The sequence below is a fragment of the Enterovibrio sp. QJM3NY_24 genome, assembly GCF_057786035.1.
The window spans coordinates 1402406-1426549 of sequence record NZ_CM173519.1 but is presented as its reverse complement, the minus strand read 5'-3'; the positions used below and the strand labels follow the sequence as shown (position 1 = coordinate 1426549).

The 24144-nt window shown below is 45.9% G+C and carries 18 protein-coding genes and 1 tRNA gene; 11 read left to right on the top strand and 8 right to left on the bottom strand.

What is annotated here, in order from left to right; translation table 11 throughout:
- Positions 1-298: 298 nt before the first annotated feature.
- The 5 genes from AC3CIC_RS06320 (at position 299) to AC3CIC_RS06300 (ending at position 6635) form a co-directional block, all read left to right on the top strand.
- Positions 299-1783 carry a carbon starvation CstA family protein gene (locus AC3CIC_RS06320; protein WP_488515655.1) on the top strand — a complete coding sequence of 495 codons (1485 nt, stop codon included), beginning with the start codon at positions 299-301 and terminating at the stop codon, positions 1781-1783.
- Between the two features lie 118 nt (positions 1784-1901).
- Entirely contained in the window at positions 1902-3587 is a 1686-nt protein-coding gene (locus AC3CIC_RS06315) for a LytS/YhcK type 5TM receptor domain-containing protein (RefSeq protein ID WP_488515654.1), read from the top strand.
- A gap of 5 nt (positions 3588-3592) precedes the next feature.
- A complete protein-coding gene (gene btsR, locus AC3CIC_RS06310) occupies positions 3593-4327 on the top strand; it encodes a two-component system response regulator BtsR (RefSeq protein WP_394211897.1) in 735 nt (244 codons plus the stop codon).
- A gap of 104 nt (positions 4328-4431) precedes the next feature.
- Entirely contained in the window at positions 4432-5751 is a 1320-nt protein-coding gene (locus tag AC3CIC_RS06305) for an APC family permease (RefSeq protein WP_488515653.1), read from the top strand.
- On the top strand, positions 5748-6635 hold the full coding sequence (locus AC3CIC_RS06300; RefSeq protein ID WP_016958807.1) for a DMT family transporter: 888 nt from the start codon (positions 5748-5750) through the stop codon (positions 6633-6635). Before AC3CIC_RS06305 ends, AC3CIC_RS06300 begins: the two co-directional genes overlap by 4 nt.
- A 29-nt stretch (positions 6636-6664) precedes the next feature.
- Here AC3CIC_RS06300 and kch read toward each other — a convergent pair whose 3' ends face one another.
- The 7 genes from kch to uxuA form a co-directional block, all read right to left on the bottom strand.
- The gene (kch, locus tag AC3CIC_RS06295) at positions 6665-7945 is read right to left on the bottom strand and encodes a voltage-gated potassium channel protein (RefSeq protein WP_488515652.1); all 1281 of its coding nucleotides are present in this window, start codon (positions 7943-7945) and stop codon (positions 6665-6667) included.
- A 270-nt stretch (positions 7946-8215) separates the two neighbouring features.
- Positions 8216-8977 carry an FCD domain-containing protein gene (locus AC3CIC_RS06290; RefSeq protein WP_016958805.1) on the bottom strand — a complete coding sequence of 254 codons (762 nt, stop codon included), beginning with the start codon at positions 8975-8977 and terminating at the stop codon, positions 8216-8218.
- 268 nt (positions 8978-9245) lie between these two features.
- The gene (locus tag AC3CIC_RS06285; RefSeq protein ID WP_488515651.1) at positions 9246-9761 is read right to left on the bottom strand and encodes a YgjV family protein; all 516 of its coding nucleotides are present in this window, start codon (positions 9759-9761) and stop codon (positions 9246-9248) included.
- 296 nt (positions 9762-10057) lie between these two features.
- On the bottom strand, positions 10058-11884 hold the full coding sequence (gene uidA / locus AC3CIC_RS06280) for a beta-glucuronidase (RefSeq protein ID WP_488515650.1): 1827 nt from the start codon (positions 11882-11884) through the stop codon (positions 10058-10060).
- Positions 11885-12025: 141 nt separating this feature from the next.
- Positions 12026-13327, bottom strand: a complete 1302-nt coding sequence (locus tag AC3CIC_RS06275) for an OprD family porin (protein WP_488515649.1) — start codon at positions 13325-13327, stop codon at positions 12026-12028.
- Positions 13328-13401: 74 nt separating this feature from the next.
- Entirely contained in the window at positions 13402-14775 is a 1374-nt protein-coding gene (locus AC3CIC_RS06270; RefSeq protein WP_488515648.1) for a glycoside-pentoside-hexuronide (GPH):cation symporter, read from the bottom strand.
- Positions 14776-14852: 77 nt separating this feature from the next.
- Positions 14853-16037, bottom strand: coding sequence for a mannonate dehydratase (gene uxuA / locus AC3CIC_RS06265; protein WP_488515647.1), 1185 nt, complete (start codon positions 16035-16037; stop codon positions 14853-14855).
- A 686-nt stretch (positions 16038-16723) separates the two neighbouring features.
- Between uxuA and AC3CIC_RS06260 the strand changes: the two genes are divergently transcribed.
- The 5 genes from AC3CIC_RS06260 (at position 16724) to AC3CIC_RS06240 (ending at position 21802) form a co-directional block, all read left to right on the top strand.
- On the top strand, positions 16724-18187 hold the full coding sequence (locus tag AC3CIC_RS06260; protein ID WP_394211882.1) for a fructuronate reductase: 1464 nt from the start codon (positions 16724-16726) through the stop codon (positions 18185-18187).
- A gap of 12 nt (positions 18188-18199) precedes the next feature.
- Positions 18200-19612 carry a glucuronate isomerase gene (gene uxaC / locus AC3CIC_RS06255; protein WP_488515646.1) on the top strand — a complete coding sequence of 471 codons (1413 nt, stop codon included), beginning with the start codon at positions 18200-18202 and terminating at the stop codon, positions 19610-19612.
- A gap of 3 nt (positions 19613-19615) precedes the next feature.
- Entirely contained in the window at positions 19616-20578 is a 963-nt protein-coding gene (locus AC3CIC_RS06250; protein WP_488515645.1) for a sugar kinase, read from the top strand.
- A gap of 9 nt (positions 20579-20587) precedes the next feature.
- Complete coding sequence (locus AC3CIC_RS06245) at positions 20588-21214, top strand: bifunctional 4-hydroxy-2-oxoglutarate aldolase/2-dehydro-3-deoxy-phosphogluconate aldolase (protein ID WP_394211876.1); 627 nt, start codon at positions 20588-20590, stop codon at positions 21212-21214.
- Positions 21215-21283: 69 nt separating this feature from the next.
- On the top strand, positions 21284-21802 hold the full coding sequence (locus tag AC3CIC_RS06240) for a YgjV family protein (RefSeq protein WP_394211874.1): 519 nt from the start codon (positions 21284-21286) through the stop codon (positions 21800-21802).
- A 228-nt stretch (positions 21803-22030) separates the two neighbouring features.
- Here the strand turns inward: AC3CIC_RS06240 and AC3CIC_RS06235 are convergent.
- A tRNA-Ser gene (locus tag AC3CIC_RS06235) sits at positions 22031-22121 on the bottom strand.
- A 366-nt stretch (positions 22122-22487) separates the two neighbouring features.
- Here AC3CIC_RS06235 and AC3CIC_RS06230 point away from each other — a divergent pair.
- A complete protein-coding gene (locus tag AC3CIC_RS06230; protein WP_016959205.1) occupies positions 22488-24125 on the top strand; it encodes an acetolactate synthase large subunit in 1638 nt (545 codons plus the stop codon).
- The last annotated feature ends 19 nt before the right edge of the window (positions 24126-24144 follow it).

Below are 24144 nucleotides of genomic sequence, written 5' to 3'. Positions count from 1 at the left end.
TCTCCTAACTACAACTCAGCGTATCGCTAATTAGCAGGCGCAATTGCGCTTAAAATATATACTGCCAACATTAAAAATAGCACACTGGATTCACTATTGAGAATATTGTCAATTTGACCGACAGGGATCTAACGATGACATAGCGATTCGGCGATGTTTCTGCAAAAAAGAAAAACCACTCACTGCTTCTAATGACCACTGAGCACGCCATAGCACCACTTAACTATTCATCCGATGCACGATTGCACATGTGGCCGTATTGTTGGCAGCGTGAATTAATTCAATAAGGATGATTGCAATGATTTGGTTTCTCACCTGCGTCGCCGCGTTAATCGGTGGCTACTTCATTTACGGCGCGTTTGTTGAAAAAGTATTTGGTATCAATGAACACCGTAAAACCCCCGCCCACACAAAAACCGATGGCGTCGACTTTGTTCCTATGTCTACCCCTAAGGTTTACCTTGTTCAATTGCTGAACATTGCAGGTGTTGGCCCAATCTTCGGCCCTATCATGGGTGCGCTTTATGGCCCCGCGGCCATGTTGTGGATTGTGGTGGGTTGTGTCTTCGCAGGTGCGGTACACGATTATTTCTCAGGCATGCTTTCTGTTCGGAATGGTGGCGCGTCTGTTCCTACCATCACAGGCCGCTACTTGGGCAATGGCGCAAAACATTTTATGAACATCTTTGCCATTGTTCTTTTGCTTTTGGTCGGTGTGGTCTTTGTTTCAGCGCCTGCGGGCATGATTACAAACCTCATCAACGACCAAACTAGCTTGACCGTTAGCATGACCACCATGGTTGTTATCATCTTTGCTTACTACATCATTGCGACGATTGTGCCGGTTGATAAAATCATCGGTCGCTTCTATCCGTTCTTTGGTGCGCTGCTGATTTTCATGTCTGTGGGCTTGATGACGGCCATTGGCCTGTCGGATGAACACACTGTGATGGGCGGTTTTGAAGTCAAAGACATGTTATCCAACTTAAATCCGAATGACATGCCGCTTTGGCCTGCGCTATTTATCACCATCGCCTGTGGCGCTATCTCTGGCTTCCATGCTACCCAGTCACCGCTAATGGCTCGCTGCATGGAAAACGAAAAGAACGGCCGCTTTGTGTTCTACGGGGCAATGATTGGTGAAGGCATCATCGCGCTGATTTGGTGTGCAATTGCCCTATCGTTCTTCGGTTCACTTGAATCACTGCAAGACGCGGTAGCAAACGGTGGCCCGGGCAATGTGGTTTACGGTGCATCCTTTGGTCTGCTGGGTGTGTTTGGCGGTATTCTTGCCTTCCTGGGTGTGGTTATTTTGCCAATCACTTCTGGTGACACGGCGTTCCGCTCTAGCCGCTTGATTTTGGCTGAATACTTCAACATGGAACAGAAAACACTGCGTAATCGTCTGCTGATGGCGCTGCCTCTGTTTGTGCTTGGTGGCGTGCTAACACAAGTGGATTTTGGGATTATCTGGCGCTACTTCGGCTTTGCTAACCAAACCACAGCAGTAATGATGCTTTGGACCGCTTCTGCTTACTTGCTTCGCCATAACAAACTGCATTGGATCGCGACGGTGCCAGCCATGTTCATGACCACAGTGTGTGCGACTTTCATTCTCAACAACAACGCACTGGGCTTTGGCTTACCAATGAACATCTCCACGACCGCAGGCATCGTGTTTACCTTGTTCGTGACGGGCTATGTGATTAAAAAATCGAAAGGTAAAGGTGACATTGACTTAGCTGACGAAGAAGAAACCGACGTCGTCACCAAAACAGCGTAAAGCGGTTAAACAGAACTGCCGAAATAACGTTAAATCAAGAGCCTGCATTGTCAGGCTCTTGTTGTTTGCAAGCCAAGCCTGAGTACAATACAGACAAAACAAAATAAGAAGGCTCACCATGGAACTGGTTCTTTCGCTCTTGCAGCAAATGTGTGTGTATTTGGTGCTGGCTTACATGCTCAGCAAAACGCCGATCATTTTGCCTTTGCTCAACATTTCCTCGCGCTTAAGCCATCGTCTTATTTGTTACGTTCTCTTTTCTGGCTTTTGTATTCTCGGCACGTATTTTGGTTTACAGATCAATGATGCGATAGCCAATACGCGAGCCATTGGCGCAGTAATGGGCGGCTTATTTGGCGGGCCTGTGGTGGGCTTTTTCGTTGGTCTGACCGGTGGCATTCACCGGTATACCCTTGGCGGATTTACCGACCTCGCCTGTGCTATTTCGACGACGGCAGAGGGCTTAATTGGTGGCCTATTGCATGTGTACTTGGTGAAGCGTCGCCGCGTCAGCCAATTGTTTAATCCCGCCGTGGTGTTTGGCATCACTTTCGTTGCCGAAATCGTGCAAATGACGATTCTGTTGATTGTCGCCAAGCCATTCGATCAAGCCTATACGCTGGTTTCCGCTATTGCCGCACCGATGATCATTGCCAATTCGGTGGGTGCAGCCTTGTTCATGAGCATTCTTCAAGACCGCAAAACCATTTTCGAAAAATACTCCGCCACCTTTTCACGACGCGCACTCACCATCGCAAAACGTTGCGTGGGCATTTTGCACAGCGGCTTTAACAATGAAAGTGCGACAAAAATTGCTCGTATCATTTACGAAGAAACACAAGTTGGTGCAGTGGCTATCAGCGACAAAGAAAAGATCCTCGCGTTTGTAGGCATTGGTGATGACCACCATCTGCCAGAAACGAAGATCTCATCACAAAGCACACTGGATGCCATGAGCAAGGACACCATCATTTATCTGGATGGTGCAGAACATCCTTATCAGTGCACCCTGTCGCCTGACTGTAAACTGGGCTCTGCCCTGATCATTCCGCTGCGCTCAGGCGATGATGTGGTCGGCACGATTAAGCTTTATGAGCGCAAACATAAGCTGTTTTCCACCATCAATATGTCGATGGCAGAAGGCATTGCCCAACTGCTTTCCAGCCAAATTCTGTTTAGTGGTTACTTGCAGCAAAAGTCGTTGTTAACGCAGGCTGAAATCAAGCTGCTGCAAGCCCAAGTGAATCCGCATTTTTTGTTTAATGCGCTCAATACCATTAGCGCGGTTGTCCGTCGTGACCCCAACAAAGCAAGAGAGCTGATCCAAAACCTGTCGCAGTTTTTCCGAAGTAACCTTAAGCAGAACATCAACACCGTTTCTTTGCGTGAAGAGCTGGCGCACGTTAACGCTTACCTCAGCATCGAGAAAGCGCGCTTCACTGACAGGCTCCATGTCGACATCTCGATTGATGACGCCCTGCTTGATATTCAGATCCCCAGTTTCACTTTGCAACCTCTGGTTGAAAATGCCATCAAGCACGGTATTTCGACTCTGTTAGAAGGAGGCAATGTTATGGTCTACAGCCAATCAGTGCCTCAAGGCCATGCAATCACCGTGGAAGATAATGCGGGTTGTTATCAGCCTCCCGCCAACAATCATCAAGGTTTGGGATTGGAAATTGTCACGAAAAGGCTAGAAAACCAATTTGGGCGTGATTCACAGCTAAAAATCGACAGCGAACACAACCAATTTACCCGAATGACGTTTATTATCCCGGCCGCTGAAATGAAGAAAGGTGCATAAGTAGGATGTTAGCTGCACTCGTTATTGACGACGAACAATTCGCCCGTGAAGAACTGGCTGATCTTCTCAATGAATCCGGGGATATTACCGTGGTTGGGGAAGCGCCAAATGCCATTATTGGGCTGAAAAAAATCAATGAACTGCGCCCCGATGTGGTGTTCGTGGATATTCAAATGCCGCAAGTCACAGGGCTAGATCTGCTTTCTATGCTCGACCCTGACAACATGCCTTACGTGGTTTTTGTCACCGCTTACGATCAATATGCGATTCAAGCATTTGAAGACAACGCGTTTGATTATTTGCTTAAACCCGTCGAACCTCAACGGTTAACCAAAACCGTGCAAAAGCTGGTGCGAAATGCACAAAAGGATACGCTTCAGCAAAATGTCGCCGCGATTGCCAGCGAGTCTCTGGCGCAAATTCCTTGCGTTGGGCACAACCGTATCGTGCTGCTCCCGACCCATCTAGTGGAGAGCGTGTATTCCGATCTCAGTGGCGTACATGTGCGTTCGTCCACTCAAACCGCGAGTACCCAATTGACGTTAAAAACACTGGAAGAGAAAACGCCGTTACTGCGTTGTCATCGCCAGTATTTGGTCAATGTTCAGCATATTCGCGAAATTAAGCTGCTGGAAAACGGACTGGCGGAAGTGGTGACTATCAGCGATTTCACTATCCCGATAAGCCGCCGTTACCTCAAAATACTCAAAGAAGCGATAGGACTAACGGGGAACGGATAGATTCCTTCCCTTTGTCACAGATACGCGGCAACGCCTTCATTTTCGATGAACTATCGTGCTAGTTACGCTTTATTTTTATTGCTGGCTAGCTGTAGGGAGCTTCGATGACAGACCCCACCGTTTCGCACCACCGTCACATCAGTCTATGGGGCGTTGTCGCGTTGGGCATTGGCTCTATGGTTGGCGCGGGGGTATTCGCACTGCTCGGTCAAATTGCTGTTAATGTGCGTGGAGACACGTGGATTGTCTTTGTTTTAGCAGGCATCGCAGCGCTTTTCTCCGGATATTCTTACGCAAGGCTCAGTGCTAAATTCCCATCCCGTGGCGGAGTGACAGATTTTTTCGCCTTAGGAATGGGCTCACCAAGAATAGAGCGCGCATTAGCCTGTTTGTACCTCATCACACTTGTGCTCACCCTCGCACTCGTTGCGAAAGCCTTCGGCGCTTATGCTGCACGTGTTGTTCATCAGCCAGATCACAGCGACTGGGTTAACCTCTACGCCACTGGGATTATGATCCTCCTCACCATCGTTAATCTTATGGGATCTAAAGCGGTAGGACGCATCGAAATGTTCCTTGTGGCAATCAAGTTGACGATCCTCGCTCTCTTTATCGGCGTTGGCGCCGTTACCCTGAAGCCCGCCATGCTTGAAGTGCACAACGACGTGCCAGCCTCGTTAATGTTTTCAAGTATTGGGCTCGCGTTCTTTGCCTATTCAGGGTTTGGCATGATGGTCACCGCAGCCGCGGATGTCACCAAGCCAGAAAAAACCATGCCACGAGCATTCATGATCGCTGTTAGCGTCGTGATGGTGCTGTATGTGGTGCTTGCGTTGGTGGTACTCGGCAATGTGGCGCCGGAAGATTTAGTGAAATATACCGACACCGCGGTGGCACAAGCTGCGGAGCCGATTTTGGGTAATTGGGGCTTCATTTTAGTTTCGCTCGCGGCTTTGTTTGCTACCGCTTCTTCTATCGTCGCGAACATTTTCTCCATGCTCAATGTCTCTAAGCAAATGGGGAGTAGCGGGATCTTGCCGCAGATATTTCGTATCCAGTCTTTTGCTGGCGGAACCCGAGGCTTTTACAGCCTGATCGCCATTGTCATTGTGCTCACCAATTTCTTTGATTTGTCTTCCATTGCCAACGTCGCCAGTGCAACGTTTCTGGCCTGCTATATCGCTGTTTTTATTGTTTGTTGGCGCAGACGAAAAGATTGCCATGCCAACCCGTTAATTATCTCCATGGGGTTTGTTTTCATGACGGCGATATTTGTCACCTTTATCGGCGAAATGATTATTGAAAAGCTCTGGTTAGAATGTCTCACGTTGGCTGCCGCTGCGCTCTTCAGCCTCCTGATTGGCTGGCGCACACCTGATATCGACAACCAACAACCTGACAATGCAAACAGTGAGCAACAATGAATTTAATTTCCAATACCTTCAGTCGATTTCAAGGTGAAGCCAGAGGGCGCTTGTTCACACTGCTTGGGGTCATGATTTTAAGCTTTGACAGCCTGTTAGTGCGCCTGATTGACAGTGATGAATGGACACTGATTTTCTGGCGAGGCCTGCTACCTGCTGTGGTGTTTTTCTTGGTGCAATGGAAAATGGATCGACAAGTATTGGAGGAGCATTTGTTTCATCCCAAAATCAGCACCTTACTCACAGCCGTCCTTTTCTCCGCGTCCACCATTTGTTTTGTATTTTCACTCGATCATACGGAAGTCACCAGCACACTGGTGATCACAAATACGGCACCTTTGATCACTGCTGTACTGGGATTTTTCTTTCTCGGAGAAAAGCTGAGTCGCTCAACCATGATTGCGATACTTATTTCCGTGGGAGGGATATGGCTAGTGTTTGGCTATCAGCCCAACCCCGCTGAGTTGGAAGGGGATTCATTGGCAATGGTGACAGCGATTTCAATGTCGGTGTATCTGATCATGCTGCGTAAAACACACGCCCGCTATGCCACAGTATTCTTGATTTACTCAGGGATATTCACCGCAGTGGTTGCCTTGCTCGCCGGCGCGAAGCCCTTCTCGCTGCCACCGATTAAAGACCTCTACATTGTGCTGCTATGCGGCGTGGTTCTGCCTTGTTCGTTTCTGTTAATCAACATCGGGCCACGCTATCTTCCTGCCGCAGAAGCGAGCTTAATATTGCTGCTCGAAGTGCTGTTTGGTCCATTACTCGTCTGGCTCATTATTGGCGAAACACCCGCGCCTGCCGTCGCGCTCGGTGCGGGGATCATTGTTGTGACGCTGGCTGGTCATACGATCATAAGTCAGCGAAAACACACTTAGATTGGCTTTACGTGTTAAAGAAATGGACGTTAAGCTTTCTTGTCGGTTTCACTGCCAGCGTTGCTACTATCGGGTTTGTCACCGGCGTCAGAGTCACTCGATACGTCATTTTTGACCAAGCCCTGCCCTGAACGAAGTAACATGTTGAGCAGCATTTCATTATCGATCGTTTCACCAGACAAAATACTCGCCAATATTTCACTGCCAAATAGCTGAGGTGATAACAATACATCCGCTTTTACCTGCTTCACCTTGCTCATGTTCTTCGCGTCATTCACCGCGACGACGGTGCGAACATCGGGGTTCAGTTCCTTCACCGACAAGACAATAAATGCGTTTGTCGCATCATCATCAGTCAGCGCCAATATGGCATGACATTGCCCAATACCTGCGGTTTTCAGCAAAGTATTATCGGTGCAATCTCCCGAGAGAATATCCAGCTTCACCCCTATTTTTTGCTCAATCAGCGGGAATTTATCTTCGTCTTCCGAGGTCAACACGGTGACATCCAAGCCACGCTGTTTCAGCTGCAAAATTGTGCTGCTCGCCAGCACAGAAACGCCACAAACAATGTAGTGATTTTTTCTGTTCATTTTCTTGGGAGTTCCTTTTACAAGCTTGTTCAATCCGCCCCAGATCAGCGGGCCAAACACAGTGGTCAATGAAGTAGCAAATACCGTGATACCGGCGATGATGACAGAAACAGTAAACAACCGAGCACTTTCTGACATTGGAATGATGTCGCCATACCCTACCGTGGTCATGGTGACCATGGAGAAATAAAATGCCGTCATCAAATCGTGAATTGGCGGGTGAAAACCGCCGCCAAAATACAATGCGCCGTACGTGGAGTAGAACAGTAGAACAATGAAACTAATGAGAGCGGCAATCCCGCCTGCTGTCGCACTTGAACGATGGAAATCACGGCTGAGCGCCAATAATAAAGACAGCGCGCCACCAGACCAATAAAGATGCAATTTAAGATGAGGGAAAAAGTGCCAAGTAAACACCAAGGCTATCGTCAGCAAAATAATACTTACCGCCCATGCAATGCGGGCTCGATAGAGCAGTCCGATAGCATTGAGCATCAAGAAGATCCCTAACAAGAACCACGGCCCGTTGGCGACATCTACCCAGTTAATACCAGTGAAGGTCTTAATATTAAACACATTGAGAACGTCAGCAGACTGTCCCCAAACCGACAAGAAGATAAATGCGCCGTTAGCAAAAACCACCATCGCCACGAGAATATGTCGAATATAGACCCACACTGAGACCAAGCGACGCCAAAACTGCCGAAGTATGCTCAAACTTTTCCCTCAATGCGTTGATAACCCACGCAGTATAGATGGCTAGACCAACGTGAATGTGCTTCATTCCTAGGGCATGACGCAACTATCCACAAATGTCTCGATAAGCCGAAATCGAAGCATTGAATAACAAATAGGAAGGAGAGGTAAGAAGGGCGAACAGAAAACACTGCCGTTTTTCAGCCAAAAACAAAGAAGCCGCGAAAACATCGAAAAGATTAAGATGTTTGCACGGCTTCATTATTCACTGTTTTGGGTAGTGATATAGTGTTACTCCCCACCCATAATCACGACGGGGTTGGAGCTAAACAGATAGCCATCAAAGTTAGGATCATCAATATCCGACAGTTCAATCAGCCTTTGTTTTACGTTTTCAAGGTGTTGCCACATAGCACTCTTTGCAGCGATGGGATCTTTTCTCTGCATGGCTGCAAGAATCCGTGCATGGTCGTCTAGCCATTCCCCCCGATAGTCTTGCGTCGATATTCGTGAATGCAGTTTTTTCCACATTGGGCTTTGCTCACGTCGATCCCAAGACTGCTTCAGCATATCAACAAGTACTGAGTTTTGCGTCGCAGCGGCTATGGACATATGGAAATCTTCATCGCCACCATAACCCGTGACACCACTGGACAATTCACGACGCTCTAACTCAAGCGCAGAACGCATCTTTACAATATCACCGGGAGTAACTTGGGTGGCGGCGAACTCGGCAATATTGCTTTCCAGCAATTGACGAGCTTGTAGCATTTCAAACGGACCCGCTTCATCACTTACCGCATTATCACGCAAGTTAGAAACACTTGGAATATTCAGGATATACACGCCAGAGCCTTTCTTAACTTCAACTAAGTTTTCTAGCTCTAACATGATGATAGCTTCACGCACTACAGTGCGACTGACATCGAGACGTTCTGCAATATCACGCTCAGGAGGCAACCTATCACCGACCTTATATTGGCCATCGCTAAGCTCGTTTCTTAGTATTAGACCTATCTCTTGATAGGGTCTTTTTGGTTCAAAAGATTTCATAACGATAGTATTTCTATGTCCGTTTGCTTTCTTGTCCCATCATAGCGACCAATATAAATTGGTCAACCTAAATTCATACCGCAAAATTAATTCATTGTTTTTATTGGACTAAATTGTCATAAAACGCCACACCACCACTTTAATGCTTTCAACCAATTCATTCGGTTCGTAGATAGACTTACCCAACACTAGATGATTTGAGTTTTCGCAAGTAAAGCATGAAGTGCTTTTTTGTTGCTAGCCATTTAGTCTAAATTGCCTTCAACCTTTAGCTAAGTAATGACGCTAAGCGCTCTGATTTAATCATTCGATATACTGTAATTAAACCTAAAAGCAACAGAATGCATTCAAGCACTGCACCACCTATTGAGCCGATGACTACCGCATTTGAAATTCCGAAGAAACATGAAAAAATCAATACGAGGCGCATTTTAATACCTTTGAGAGTAACGATCGCAATTGTATTGATAACAGCGCCAATCACTGCAAGTAAATCAATCGGATTTGACATCACAAGAACACCCACAACCAAATAGAAAGCTGAAAATATTAATGCGATCCAAAAAGAATTATACCTAATAGAAACAACGTTCCTTACAGCCCCTATAGTGAGCGTACATGCAGTAACAAGTGACTGTAGCATAACGTAATGAGATGCCAACAATATATAACCTATGGTCATCCAAACTTTCAACTTGATATCATTTGTTTGTAGCATCGCTATTATCGCGGTAGATAATGCCAAATAACCAAGAATCTGAGGGGGTGAAAATAATTCGTTCACATTAATTTCCCAAGAAAAGACAAAAAGAAAGGAGAGATTAATATTGCATCGAAAAGAGAAGGCTAAAAGCTCTGTTTATGTTCTAACTGAGAAATGCAGTTCATACTCACCACCTTGCTTATCACATCTGAATTGATGAGATTTGTTAAGCAAAAATCTAGTTTTCAGCAATGAGAGTGCGCTTTCTATCCGCATGATTGCTATTTCAATCCAAAAATAACAACGTAAGTCAATGCTTATTGATACTCCATATAAAAAGCGGTCAAATGACCGCTTTTTAATCTAAGGACAATTAACTATTTTTGGTTAAAGTCTTTAACTTCCGCCCAACGTGCACGCAAATGGTGTGCTGCCATCTTCGGCTGACGGTCACGGGTGAATGCACCTTTCTTGTTCCCGTTAACACGAATGATACCTTGCCCGGTATTGAAATCATGCATGTTCCAGCAGTGCTCTCCAACTACTGCGTCACAGCTATCAAATGCCGCAAAATTCTGATCTAAGTACTCGTTATAATACTCTTCAGTGAACATAGTTGATGGCAGGGCATGGAAGCCTGAAACTGTGTCTGCACCAAATTCAGTGATGATGATTGGTTTACCTTCAGTCGCCCAGCCAGCAAGCTCTTTTGCGAATTGGTCGCCAGCATTTGGTAGGTCAGCACCGTTAGTCACATACCAACCGTAATAACGGTTTAGACACACAACATCAGCGAACTGAGAGGCTTTGCAGTTGCCATAAGCAGCCAGCATGAAGTTAACCATTGTCATTGGGCGGTCTTGTACATCTAGACCATCACGAGCAAACGCAAAGATTTCTTTAAAGTAAGCTTCAGATGATTCTTGAGATGAATCAGGCTCGTTCGATAGCGACCACATAACAACACAAGGGTGGTTCTTATCACGCGCGATTAGCTTAGTGATAGCATCTTTGTGATTAACCATGCCTACAGTTTGAACATCTTCACGATCGAAGTGCTTAACAGGGACTGTATTAGACCCCCCCATACCCGCTTGAGAAACATCTGTCATGTTCCAAGCACCAACGTGTGAAACTTCATCGATGATGACCAAACCACGGCGGTCAGCAAGTTGCATGAACTCTTCTGGGTAAGGGTAATGCGATGTACGCAAAGAGTTAGCGTGAATCCAATCTAAACACTCAAGATCGCGTAGGTTCATAATATCGCTGTGACCACGACCAATGGTGTGCGCGTCGATGTGGTGACCAAAACCTTTGAAGTAAAACGGTTCGTTGTTGATTAAGAACTGAGTTCCTTCAACTTTCACAGTACGAACACCAACAGGTAGAGTGTAAATATCGACAAGATCATCACCTTCAACGATCGTCGCCACTAGGTCGTATAAATACCCTTTGCGTGGCTGCCAAAGAATGACGTTTTCAATGGTTAACGTTCCATCAAGACCGTTACCCGTTGCGACAACTTCTCCTTCGGCGTTAAGCAGAGAAACGTTAACCTCTTGGCCTGCATTTAGCGCTGACTCAATTTTATACTCAACTTTGCCTGTCGATCCTTCGAAATCTGTCACTACAGTGATGTCATTAACACGCGTCTTAGGCACCGCGACCAAGCGAACTGATGAATGAATACCCGCATAGTTAAAGAAGTCGAATGCAGGAGTGCATTCTTTCACGCCGTTATCATGAGTCTTCACGGAGCCAACAGGGATAGTGACCTTAGATAGCTCGTTGTTAACAACGACGACAACTGTGTTTTTCTGTCCGAATTTAGCAACATCATTAAGGTTGCCACCGAAAGGCGTGAAACCACCCTCATGTGACACTAGTTCAACACCATTTACGAAAACTGTTGCGCGATGTGTCGCTGAGCCAAAGCGAATCATTGTATCCAGCACTTCGAATTCAGAAGGAATATAAAAGTCTGTTTGATACCAAACATCACCACAGAAATCTCGTTTTGCTGCTTCCGTGAAGATGTCGTTGTATGAGCTTGGTACAACCATTTCGATTGTGTCGGTAAGACCGTCTTTCCAATTTTCGTTACGACCTACACCTTGAGTATCAAACTTAAATTTCCAAATACCATCAAGTGAAATTACACGACGTTTTTCGTTATCTAGCGGGTACATGAATACAGACATTTTTATTCCTTTGATTTAATATTTTTAATTAAAATAGCTTATTTTAAATTCTATTCAGTGACCGGAATCACCATTATTAATAAAATACTTAATTGTAACTATTAATGATTACAAAGCGTTCAAACAGGTATCAAAATGAAACTACTGAAAGAAATTGAAATCGTACTGAGCAGCGAATTTAATATCGTAGTAGTCCAGCTTTCCTTCTTTTTCGCCAAATTGGTCTTCTTCGGCCTTGTTAAGAACCAGTGAAGATTTCAATCCTTTAAGTTGACCTGAAGTAAATTTGTGTGAAATGGTTAAATTCGCTCCAATCCCGTCTACCACTGTTTCTTCATATGAATCCAAATCACCATCAGTTTTCACTAAGAATAATCCGGAAGACCAGTTTTCATTAAAATTGTAACCGCCACCTACTTGCCACGACGTAGTATTATGTCCGTTTCGCGCTATTGACATATCGAATGGGAACACAATATCGGTATCGATTGAGGATCCTGTGAGCTTGTCGCCGACTTGACCAAAGCTGGCAACACCAAACGCCTTACCTTTAGCAACGGTTATTTGCGTCGATGCGACATACGTATTTTCTACATTATTTAACTGATTTTCTTTCGTGTAGCCGATAGTTTGACCGTAGAAAATACGACCATCGAATTTCACAAAAAATTCATTATCCGTAATAAATGCGTAATCCAAGTTCGTTTGTAATTGATAAGCGTCATCTTCTTGATAGCGCGCACCAAATGATGCGGCGTACATTGGCGCATCGAAAACTACGCCAGCATGATAACGTGGCGTATGTTTCCCGTTGATTGCGTCATCTTTCCATGCGGTATCAAAACCACCCGCTGTTTTTGTCGTCACCGCACCATAAAAATTAAGCGTATCGGTTGCTTCATAATGAACTAACCCACCTTCTTTCATCGATGGCATTGTACGAACTGATGAGTACTCCAATAGTGGAACGATATGATCCATAGAGCCATAAGCGTAATCTGTCCCCCAACGACCCAATTTGATTTCTAGTCCGTCGATAGGCTTTAGGTTGACTGAACCACCAAGAAAACTAAATGACTCATCATTTGCATCAAGGTATGCACGTGACGTTGCGTTGTCACCCACGTCCATTAATTTATGAATTGAATATGAATAAGCTTCCACATCGAACCATTTACTGAAGTTAGATGTTTCATAATCAACCATTGCACCCTGTACCCAGGCTTCTACATTTCCGTATTTACAGTCTTGAGCATCCGGTTCGCTACCACACGCACTAGGGCGATCGGCCATGCGTAGTTCATTTCGCAAGCGAAGACGCAAATCTTGTTTAAATTCGTCGGAAGTGGCACCTGAAACAACTTCAGATGCAGTGACACCACCAGATAACGATAAGGTAATAGCAGATACTAATAACCCCAAATTGAATTTATTATTTCTCATGGAATATCCTTTCGATTTTCATTATGGTTTTAAGTTTTTATAAGTAACGACATCATCGGTGTTACATTTTTTTATTATTTAACTTCGGCACCAAGCTTCATCATTGCTTGGTTGTGTAAAACCATTTTTTCACGTTTTTCAGGTGTGATATTCCACATGAACTTGAAGATTAAGAACATTGCAATTGATGCAACAGCTGGAAGCAAGAAGATCATTGCATGCAATCCATTTTGCGTTTCAATAGTCTGAGTCGCAAGCGATGGGTCATAGCCAATAACACCAATACCGACACCTGCTAACGCACCCGCTAAAGCGCCAGCCACTTTACGAGAAAGGGAATACGACGCGTATATTACACCGGCTTCACGTTTGCCACTTTTATATTGATTGTATTCAATACAGTCGGATACCAGACACCACATAATCGCGACAGTAAACATACTGAAGAGTTTTTCAGATGTGTAGAAAGCAAGGTATTGCATTGGGGTTTCCACGAAGAAATAACCCATCGTACATAGTATTAATGTCATCAATGAACAAAGCATGATGATATTTCTCACCCCAAAACGGGCGGTTAGCTTTGGCGTAACAAGAAGAATCACAATCATTGCACCTAGGTCGATAATACCTGTGTATGCAAGGATCTCGAGTGCGTTATCCATGTTACTCTTAATCCAAAAAATCAGCGTAGCACCTACACCATAAAGTGCAGTTAAACAACAAAGGCCAGCCAGACTCACTGCAATTAAGGGACGGTTTGATGCTAGGGATTTTAACTGTTGTGTAAGTGGTGTCATCGGCGCTGGTTCAGGTTTAATATTTTCTTTAGTAGAGAACACCGCAATCATGTGACATGTAATGCCAAATAAACCGAGTGCAACCATCGCGAACAAGTAACCTTTTCCTATATCGTCAGCAAACAGGGTTAACATAATAGGAACAACAAATTTAACCATTGTTGACCCGACAATAGCGCCTAATGTTCTGAATGTTGACAAACTAGCTTGTTCAGCTGCATCTTGAGTCATTGAACTTGCAAGCGAGCCGTAACTTATATTACATATCGTGTAGCACATTCCCCAGGTAATATACGTTAGGTAAACCCACGCTAGTTTCTGCCCTTCTGACAATGATTCTGGAACGATGAACATCAATATTGCAGAGGCCGCTAAAGTAAATGAACCCCATTTAATAAACGGTCTAAATTTGTCCGCTGTTGGATTGTTAAGTTTCGCATACCGAAACTCAGCAAGCGTACCCATCATAGGGTCATTAATCCCATCCCAAACTCTAGCCAATAAAAAAAGCGTACCTACTGCAGCTGCAGATATTCCAATTACATCAACATAAAATGCGAGCAAGAATGTTGATGACATAGCGAATGACATATTGTTGCCTATATCACCAAACATGTAACCCACTTTGTTTCGTAGCGTTAACATCTTCATTGTTATTATTCCATGCTATTGGATTTGACTAGGTGGCCAAGACATTTTGACCACCAAAAAACTCATATTAATTAAAATTACTTATTGAAAATGGCTCGTTTTATTCCTAGCTCTAAGCCGCGGACTTCTGCGAGCCCTTTTAGTCGACCTATGCAGGAATAACCTGGGTTAGTTTTTTTCTTTAGGTCATCAATCATTTGATGCCCATGATCAGGTCTCATAGGTATTAAACGCATATCGCCTTTTGCAATACGTTTCTCTTCTTGAGTAATTAGAGCTTTAACAACCTCATACATATCGACATCACCTTCTAAGTGAGCCGCTTCGTGAAAACTTGATTGGTTTTCTTCACGTTGCGTTGAACGCAAGTGAGTGAAGTAAATACGATCACCATGTTTATTAATCATATTCACGAGATCGTTGTCCCCGCGGACACCATAAGAGCCCGTGCACATGGTGATACCGTTCATCATGCTTGGCACAGCATTAGTCAGCCAATCAATGTCTTCAATGGTTGAGACAATTCGAGGGAGGCCAAGAATTGGGCGCGGTGGATCATCGGGGTGAACAGCGAGTTTCAATCCATATTGCTCACAAACAGGCACTAGCTCTCGTAAGAAATACGCCATATTTTCACGCAAAATATCTTTGGTAATATCGTTGTAGCGATCGAGTTGAGATTGAAAATCTTCTAACGTATAACCTTCCTCTGCTCCGGGTAATCCAGCGATAATATTAGAAGTAAGCTTTTTCAAGTCAGCTTCTGACATTGCATTGAAATAATCACTCGCTTGGGAAATTTCTTCTTCGCTATATTCTTTTTCAGCGCCTGGGCGTTTTAATATAAAAATCTCAAACGCCGCAAAAGCTATAGAATCAAAACGCAGCGCTTTAGAGCCATCACTCATTTCAAATTCAAGATCAGTTCTCGTCCAATCCAAAACCGGCATGAAGTTGTAGCACACTGTGTCGATACCACATTCCGCTAGATTGATAATGCTTTGTTTGTAATTCTCAATCCATTCGCTGTAGTTACCAGAACGCGTTTTGATTTCTTCATGTACCGGAATGCTTTCAACAACAGACCAAGTCATTCCCATGTTTTCGATGGTTTCTTTGCGTTTCAATATTTCAGAAACCGGCCATGTCTGCCCATTGGGAATATGATGAAGAGCCGTAACAATACCTGTCGCGCCAGCTTGTTTGATATCAGATAAGCCTACTGGGTCAGAGTCCCCATACCATCGCCACGTTTGTTCCATAATTTCCTCTATTTCTTTATTTTTCGTTGTAAGAGCGTTTGTTTGTTGAAATCGACAACATGGGAGTGTTTTTAATCAATCAATCGACTTGAGGCAATTGAGAATGATCAATTGGTTGACCAAACCTACAATAAAATTTAATTTTGGTTTGCCAACATCTGTTCTGTGATGAACATCTGAGATTAAGAGAGGTTTTTCAATTACATCGACGTGTAATTACGGGTGTTAGAAGGAGGTGGAGATACGCACTAAGCCATGAAAACCCTAGGATTTTTGTCTATTCATACTCTCACTCATCGACTATATCGTTAGCCTACTCAGAAGAGAAACACATCATAACCTGCTTTTTTACAACAAGTTTTTTACATACTCTTTCATTCCATTCACCGATTAGTGCTACGTATCCGTAAAGGCACAGTGACAGTCGCTTTCGACTCATATATCAGAATGACTACAATTGATTGACCAAAATCACAGATAACAGCACAATATTGGTCAACCAAAGCAAATGTGATCATACTCACTATCAAGCCCAACCCCCTGTTTTATACTCCGATTAATCTTGAAACATGATGCTAAATTGAAGCAATAAAACCGCAATCATTGGTCTACCAATACAGATTTTCGCATCAATATGGCTCAGTAAAATCAATAACAATCACTGATCGGTTATATAGGACACCATCATGAAAACCATCTATAACTCAATGCTCAACGACTATGTGCAGCTCCCCGACTACGACCGATCTGTACTGAAAAGCCGTATTGTTCACTTAGGCTTTGGCGCTTTTCATCGAGCGCACCAAGCGTTAATCACCAACGAAATGCTCAATAGAACCGGTTGCGACTGGGGCATTTGTGAGGTCAATTTATTTGGCGGTGAAGCGTTGATCGAATCACTTCGCGCACAAGACCATCTTTACACCGTGGCGGAAAAAGGGGCAGATTCAACCACTGTAAAAGTGATTGGTTCAGTAACCGAATCACTGCACCCTAGCCTCGATGGTATTCAAGCAGTCTTAGAGAAGATGGCAGAGCCTCAAGTCGCTATCGTATCCATGACTATCACAGAGAAAGGCTACTGTGCAGACCCAGCAACAGGGACACTCGACAAGAACAACCCACTGGTCGTTGCCGACCTTGCAAACCCTACAGAGCCAAAATCAGCACTGGGTTACATCGTTCAAGCGCTACTACTGCGTCGTGAGCGTGGCTTGTCTCCATTCACTGTTATGTCTTGCGATAACGTGCAAGAGAACGGGCATGTTGCAAAGGCTGCCATTCTTGAGTTCGCTCAATTGCTTGACCCAGAGCTCGCGGCTTGGATTGAAACTCACGTAACGTTCCCATGCACCATGGTTGACCGCATCGTTCCCGCCGCGACTGAAGAAACGCTGGCTGAAATCTCTGAACTACTTGGATGTGAAGACCCTTGTGCCATTGCCTGTGAACCGTTCCGTCAGTGGGTCATTGAAGACAACTTTGTTGCAGGTCGTCCAAATTGGAATATGGCTGGCGCTCAGTTCGTGGCAGACGTGGTGCCTTATGAAGAAATGAAGCTGCGCATGCTCAATGGCAGCCACTCTTTCTTAGCCTATTTGGGTTACCTCGGTGGTTATGCACATATCTCTGACACCATGACCGACGAAGGTTATCGAAAAGCAGCATTCAACATGATGATGCAGGCTCAAGCACCGTCTCTGACTATGCCGGAAGACACTGATTTAGAGGGCTACGCCACGCTACTTATCAACCGTTTCACCAACCCAAGCTTGAAACACAAAACGTGGCAAATCGCGATGGATGGTAGCCAGAAGATCCCGCAACGTATGGCGGGAAGCTTGCAGTTCCACCTTTCACAAGGCTCTTCATTCTCTTGGCTAGCAACGGCCATTGCCGGCTGGATGCGCTATGTGTCTGGCGTGGATGAACAAGGCAACGAAATCGATGTTCGTGACCCAATGGCTGAAACCTTGCGCGCTATTTGTGACCAACACGGTCAAAGTCCTTCTGTCGTGCCCGCTTTGCTTAACATCGAAGCGATCTTCCCTGCCGAACTGGGCGAGAATCCATATGTGGTTGACGCAGTCAGCACCGCTTATCAATCTCTGATTGATCATGGCGCTCGCGCTACCGTTGCAGCATTGTAAGAGACATTTTCTATGAAGAATTTCCTGTGTGATGACTTCCTACTTTCAAACGAAACCGCCCGTCGTCTTTACCACGAACACGCGAGCCATCAGCCAATTTATGACTTTCACTGCCATCTCAATCCGGCGGAAGTTGCAAAAGACCGCCAATTCGAAAACATCAGTAAAATTTGGCTTGAAGGTGATCATTATAAGTGGCGTGGTATGCGCTCGGCGGGGATTGATGAGCGCTTAATCACTGGTGATGCCAGCGACAAAGACAAATTTATGGCATGGGCAAAAACTGTTCCTCAGACCGTCGGTAATCCCCTATACCACTGGACTCATCTCGAACTTCGCCGTCCGTTTGGCATCACAAGCACGCTATTTGACCCAAACACGGCTGACCAAATATGGCATCACTGCAATGCGCTGTTAGCAACGCCTGAATTCTCTGCTCGCGGCATCATGAAGCAGATGAATGTGGTGATGGCGGGCACAACCGACGACCCTATTGATTCCTTAGAACACCACAAAACAATTTCTGCCGACACCACGTTTGATATTCAAGTGTTACCAAGCTGGCGTCCAGATAAAGCATTCAAAATAGAACTGGATGCGTTTGCTGATTACCTGCAAAAACTGGGCGAAGTCGCTGATGTAAACATTCGTTGTTTCGACGATCTACTGACTGCCTTAGATAAGCGCTTGGCTCACTTTGAGGCACACGGCTGTCGCGCAGCAGATCACGGGATCGAAGTGGTTCGCTACGCGCCAATCCCGAGCGAAGCTGATTTAAATACCCTTCTGACACGTCGTCTTGCAGGTGAAGTGCTAACAGAACAAGAATGCGCACAGTTTTCGACCGCTGTTCAAGTATGGCTGGGCAAGCGTTACGCAAAAATGGGCTGGGTCATGCAGCTTCATATCGGTGCACAACGCAATAACAACACGCGCATGTTCCAACGTTTGGGCGCAGATGCCGGCTTTGACTCGATTGGCGATGCCAACTTCGCGTTTGAGTTAGCTCACCTATTAGACGAGATGGACCAAAGTAACGAACTGCCGCGCACGATTCTTTACTGCCTAAACCCACGAGACAACGAAATGATGGCCACCATGATTGGTAACTTCCAAGGTGGTGGCATCGCAGGCAAAGTTCAATTTGGTTCGGGTTGGTGGTTCAACGATCAAAAAGACGGCATGCAGCGTCAAATGGAACAGCTTTCTTCACTTGGTCTTCTTAGCCAGTTTGTTGGCATGTTGACAGACTCACGCAGTTTCTTGTCATACACCCGTCACGAATATTTCCGCCGCATATTGTGTGACATGGTCGGTCGCTGGGTCGAGAATGGCGAAGCACCAAATGATATGTCACTGCTTGGCCCTATGATTGAAAACATCTGCTTTGGCAACGCCAAACGTTATTTTGAAGAGAGGGTTTAACTGATGAAACACATCGCCATTATTGGTGAATGTATGATTGAGCTGAATGGAAAACCCTTCGGCTCTATGCATCAAACGTTCGGCGGCGACACGCTCAATGCAGCTGCGTATTTACGACGTGGCAGCGAAGCCAATAACAATCCAGATGACATCAAAGTCTCTTACGTGACGGCATTGGGCACTGACGCTATCAGCAAAGGAATGCTCACCCGATGGCAACAAGAAGGTATCTCCACTGAATTGGTGCTTCACGACGAAACACGTACGCCGGGGCTTTACCTGATCCAATTGGATGATCAAGGTGAACGAACGTTCTTGTACTGGCGCAGCCAATCTGCTGCGCGATACCTGCTTCAACATCCGAAATTTGACACGATCAAACACGCGTTAATCGACGTTGATATGGTGTTTTTGAGTGGGATTACGCTAGCTATTTTGCCTCGCGAAGATCGCATTGCCTTGCTGCATTTGTTGGCAGAACTTAAAGCCCAAGGCGTCGAAATTGCCTTTGATAGCAACTTCCGCCCCGCGTTGTGGCCGCAAGATAACAATCACACAGTCAAGAATGCATACCAATCGATGTATCAACTAACGGATGTTGCATTGGTCACTTTTGATGATGAACAACTCCTTTGGGGAGACACATCACCTGAGCAGACTATTGAGCGCCTCACATCGCTTGGTGTCACTAAGTGCATCGTCAAACTGGGCGAAGATGGCTGCTTAATTAAAGATTTCGGCGCGGCTTCGGCTCCACGGGCCGTGCCAACTCATCCCGTCGCTGAAGTTGTTGATACCACTTCTGCAGGCGACTCATTTAATGGTGGATTTCTGTCTGCCTACCTAGCAGATACCGACCTTATATCGGCCTGCCAGCGCGGCAACGCCATGGCGGGTGTCGTCATTCAACATCGTGGCGCCATCATTGCGAAACATCTTACTCTATCGGTCATCAAGCCCATTTAAGGATTACCAATGCCTAGCATTAAAGAACAACTGAAAGCCCTGAAAGTTATCCCTGTTATCGCGATCGACAACGCTGAAGACATTATTCCTTTGGGTAAAGTGTTGGCAGAAAATGGCTTGCCTGCTGCTGAAATTACCTTCCGTTCGGACGCCGCTGTCGAAGCAATTCGCCTGCTACGTGCTTCGCAACCGGACATGCTGATTGGCGCGGGTACTGTGTTGAACCGCGAACAAGCCATCGCGGCAAAAGAAGCCGGTGCTACCTTCGTCGTTTCCCCTGGATTTAACCCAAATACCGTGAGAGCTTGCCAGGAAATTGGTATCGATATCGTCCCTGGCGTGAACAACCCAAGCACCGTCGAAGCAGCATTAGAAATGGGCCTCACCCTGCTCAAGTTCTTCCCTGCAGAAGCATCAGGCGGTATCAACATGGTGAAATCACTACTGGCGCCTTACACCCACGTAGAGCTTATGCCTACAGGCGGCATTAACCCAGCCAACGTGAATGACTACCTCGCTATTCCTCGCGTCGTGGCCTGCGGCGGTACATGGATGGTTGATAAAAAGCTGATCGAAGAAGGTAACTGGGATGAGCTGGCTCGCCTAACCCGCGAAGCCGCAGCACTGGTGAACTGAGCCTATTCAGCGTACTAAACGGCCCTAGATATCAGGGCCGTTTTTTTTGCAGCAAGATGGAGTAACAACATGGAAATGTGGTTCACGCAGTGGGTTGGTGGCGTCGCCTGTCTGGTGGGTATTTCTGCATTTTGGCAAAAAGACGACTTACGCTTTCGCTATCAGATGATGGCATTTTGCTTCGTCATGAGCCTTCACTTTGCGCTCATGGGCGCAGTTGTCGCCGCAACGGGTGTCGCCATTAACGGCCTACGCAGCTTTGCTTCCGCCAAAACCCGCTCTCGCATCGTCATGTTGTTTTTCATTGCTTTGATGTGGGCGATGACCCTCAGCAATATTGCCCACTTTTATGAATTGATGGCTGTGGTTGGATCAACCGTTGCGACGTGGGCATTGTTCACACAGAGTGGCATCGTGTTGCGCTCTCTGATCTTGTTCAACTCTTCATGCTGGCTAGCACACAACCTGTGGCTAGGTTCCATTGGTGGAACAATTGTCGAATCCGCCTTTATCATCACCAATATCTTGACGATTTATCGGTTGTATTCGTCTCAAAGTACGCTTAAGAAAACCAAGCCACTTTCCTAACGCAATAATCTGAAGCGTGATACAACAAAGCCCGCTCGCTCTATATTAGGAGCAGGCGGGCTTAATCTCATGTGGCGGGAATCAAAATGATGAAAAGCGGAATTTACTCGGTCGCTGCGCTCGGCTGAAGACTAGGCGTCCCCCCCCTCCTAGGATTCTGCATCCCTCTTTATAAATGCTTATTCCAGATACGAAAAAGCCCGCTCACTGAGCGGGCTTAATCTAATTTGGCGGAGAAATAGGGATTTGAACCCTAGGAGGGCTATAAACCCTCGCCGGTTTTCAAGACCGGTGCTTTAAACCACTCAGCCATCTCTCCGTGAGCGGGGCGAATATTAAGGGCGAAACGAAATTCTGTAAAGCCCTTTTCTTCTCCAACTCGTTCAAGTGCGGCTTTTTTGAACAAAACAATCTATTTCACAGTGATCTAGCGGTGTTCTTCGTGATTTAGCCACTCAAATACCGCTTCGTGCGAATCATTACCCTCCGCTTCTTGATCAGTTTCTCAACTATGTGACTACACTGATAAAAAAGCCTTGCGCTATTGATAGGTAAATCAATTTGGTTTACCTAGGGACGACGGTTCTCGCTTCTGCTATTTGCAGTGCTGTTCTTGGATCTGCCGACATCCTTGTTACGCGTGCTTGGCCCCAATGCTAACGAGACGAGATACGAGAACCCTTTTATGAAAACATCTGATCTGTTTGTTAAAGCGCTAGAAAACGAAGGTGTGGAATATATCTACGGTATTCCCGGCGAAGAAAACCTCGATTTCCTCAATTCACTCAAAGCCTCCGACATCAAACTTGTCCTAACTCGGCACGAGCAAGCTGCTGGGTTTATGGCTGCCACCTATGGCCGTTTAACCGGTAAACCCGGCGTCTGTCTTTCTACCCTCGGCCCTGGTGCAACCAACTTCGTGACGTCGGCTGCGTATGCGCAGTTGGGGGCAATGCCAATGGTGATGCTTGGTGGGCAGAAACCCATCAGGAAAAGTAAGCAAGGCCGTTTTCAGATTGTCGATGTCGTCAATCTCATGAAACCCATCACCAAATATTCCGAACAGATTGTCGATGGAAACAACGTGCCTGCCATGGTGCGTGAGGCTTTTCGCCTTTGTTCAGAAGAACGCCCTGGTGCAGGCTATCTAGAATTGCCAGAAGATATCGCCGATGAAGATTCGGGGGCTTCCATCTTCGATGTGGTCAATCACCGTCGCCCAGATGCGAATCATCAGTGTGTTGATCAAGCCGCTGAAATGGTCAAAAAAGCCAAAATGCCTTTGCTACTGATCGGCGCAGGTGCGAATCGCAAACGTTCTAGCTTGGCACTGAAAAAATTCATCGACGACACAGGTATCTACTTCTTCAACACCCAAATGGGTAAAGGTGTTGTCGACGAGCGTCATGAGCGCTTCATTGGCACAGCCGCACTTTCTAGCCATGACTTTCTTCACTGCGCCATCGAAAAAGCCGACCTCATCATCAACGTTGGCCATGACGTGATTGAGAAACCCCCTTTCTTTATGGAGAAAGGCGGCACCAAAGTCATTCATGTGAATTTCTTTGCGGCACGTACCGATGAAGTCTATTTCCCGCAAGTCAACGTGGTGGGTGACATCTGTTCCTCTGTGAATCGACTGACAGAGAAAGTCGGCAAACTCGAACAAGACATGAGCTTCTTCGGGCGCGTAAAACAAAACGTGGATGAACGCACTACCAAGTACTTTGAAGACCGCCGCTTCCCGATGTTGCCGCAGAGACTGGTCAAAGTTATCCGTGATCAGTTAGATGATGAAGACATTGTTACGCTGGATAACGGCGTCTATAAAATCTGGTTTGCGCGCAACTATCTGTGCCATTCCAATAACACTTTGCTGCTCGATAATGCACTGGCAACCATGGGGGCTGGCTTACCTTCGGCGATGGTGGCAAAACAGCTTAATCCTGACAAGAAAGTGGTCTCAGTAAATGGGGATGGCGGCTTCATGATGAACTCGCAAGAGATCGAAACCGCCGTGCGTATGGGGTTGGACATGGTCGTTATCATCTTGAATGACAGCGCCTACGGCATGATCAAATGGAAACAAGAAGGCATGAACTTTGACAACTACGGGCTAGATTTTGGTAACCCTGATTTCGTCAAATATGCCAACAGTTTTGGTGCCATTGGTCATCGTCCAGATAGCCATGATGAGTTCCAGTCCATACTCAAAACGGCATTAAATTCGAAAGGCGTTCATGTGATTGATCTTCCGGTCGACTATTCGCTCAACCACTCGATATTGAATGTGTTGATCAAAGAAAGTCGCTCGATCAGTTAAATACGGAGACGGGATTTCC

What these genes read in the sequence shown, in the direction of transcription:
- AC3CIC_RS06260 (WP_394211882.1), top strand. Translation starts at nt 16,724, where the DNA reads ATGAAAACCATCTATAACTCAATGCTCAACGACTATGTGCAGCTCCCC.
- AC3CIC_RS06275 (WP_488515649.1), bottom strand. Translation starts at nt 13,327, where the DNA reads ATGAGAAATAATAAATTCAATTTGGGGTTATTAGTATCTGCTATTACC.
- btsR (WP_394211897.1), top strand. Translation starts at nt 3,593, where the DNA reads ATGTTAGCTGCACTCGTTATTGACGACGAACAATTCGCCCGTGAAGAA.
- AC3CIC_RS06240 (WP_394211874.1), top strand. Translation starts at nt 21,284, where the DNA reads ATGGAAATGTGGTTCACGCAGTGGGTTGGTGGCGTCGCCTGTCTGGTG.
- AC3CIC_RS06270 (WP_488515648.1), bottom strand. Translation starts at nt 14,775, where the DNA reads ATGAAGATGTTAACGCTACGAAACAAAGTGGGTTACATGTTTGGTGAT.
- AC3CIC_RS06250 (WP_488515645.1), top strand. Translation starts at nt 19,616, where the DNA reads ATGAAACACATCGCCATTATTGGTGAATGTATGATTGAGCTGAATGGA.
- uxuA (WP_488515647.1), bottom strand. Translation starts at nt 16,037, where the DNA reads ATGGAACAAACGTGGCGATGGTATGGGGACTCTGACCCAGTAGGCTTA.
- AC3CIC_RS06230 (WP_016959205.1), top strand. Translation starts at nt 22,488, where the DNA reads ATGAAAACATCTGATCTGTTTGTTAAAGCGCTAGAAAACGAAGGTGTG.
- AC3CIC_RS06290 (WP_016958805.1), bottom strand. Translation starts at nt 8,977, where the DNA reads ATGAAATCTTTTGAACCAAAAAGACCCTATCAAGAGATAGGTCTAATA.
- uidA (WP_488515650.1), bottom strand. Translation starts at nt 11,884, where the DNA reads ATGTCTGTATTCATGTACCCGCTAGATAACGAAAAACGTCGTGTAATT.
- AC3CIC_RS06305 (WP_488515653.1), top strand. Translation starts at nt 4,432, where the DNA reads ATGACAGACCCCACCGTTTCGCACCACCGTCACATCAGTCTATGGGGC.
- uxaC (WP_488515646.1), top strand. Translation starts at nt 18,200, where the DNA reads ATGAAGAATTTCCTGTGTGATGACTTCCTACTTTCAAACGAAACCGCC.
- AC3CIC_RS06315 (WP_488515654.1), top strand. Translation starts at nt 1,902, where the DNA reads ATGGAACTGGTTCTTTCGCTCTTGCAGCAAATGTGTGTGTATTTGGTG.
- AC3CIC_RS06245 (WP_394211876.1), top strand. Translation starts at nt 20,588, where the DNA reads ATGCCTAGCATTAAAGAACAACTGAAAGCCCTGAAAGTTATCCCTGTT.
- AC3CIC_RS06320 (WP_488515655.1), top strand. Translation starts at nt 299, where the DNA reads ATGATTTGGTTTCTCACCTGCGTCGCCGCGTTAATCGGTGGCTACTTC.
- AC3CIC_RS06300 (WP_016958807.1), top strand. Translation starts at nt 5,748, where the DNA reads ATGAATTTAATTTCCAATACCTTCAGTCGATTTCAAGGTGAAGCCAGA.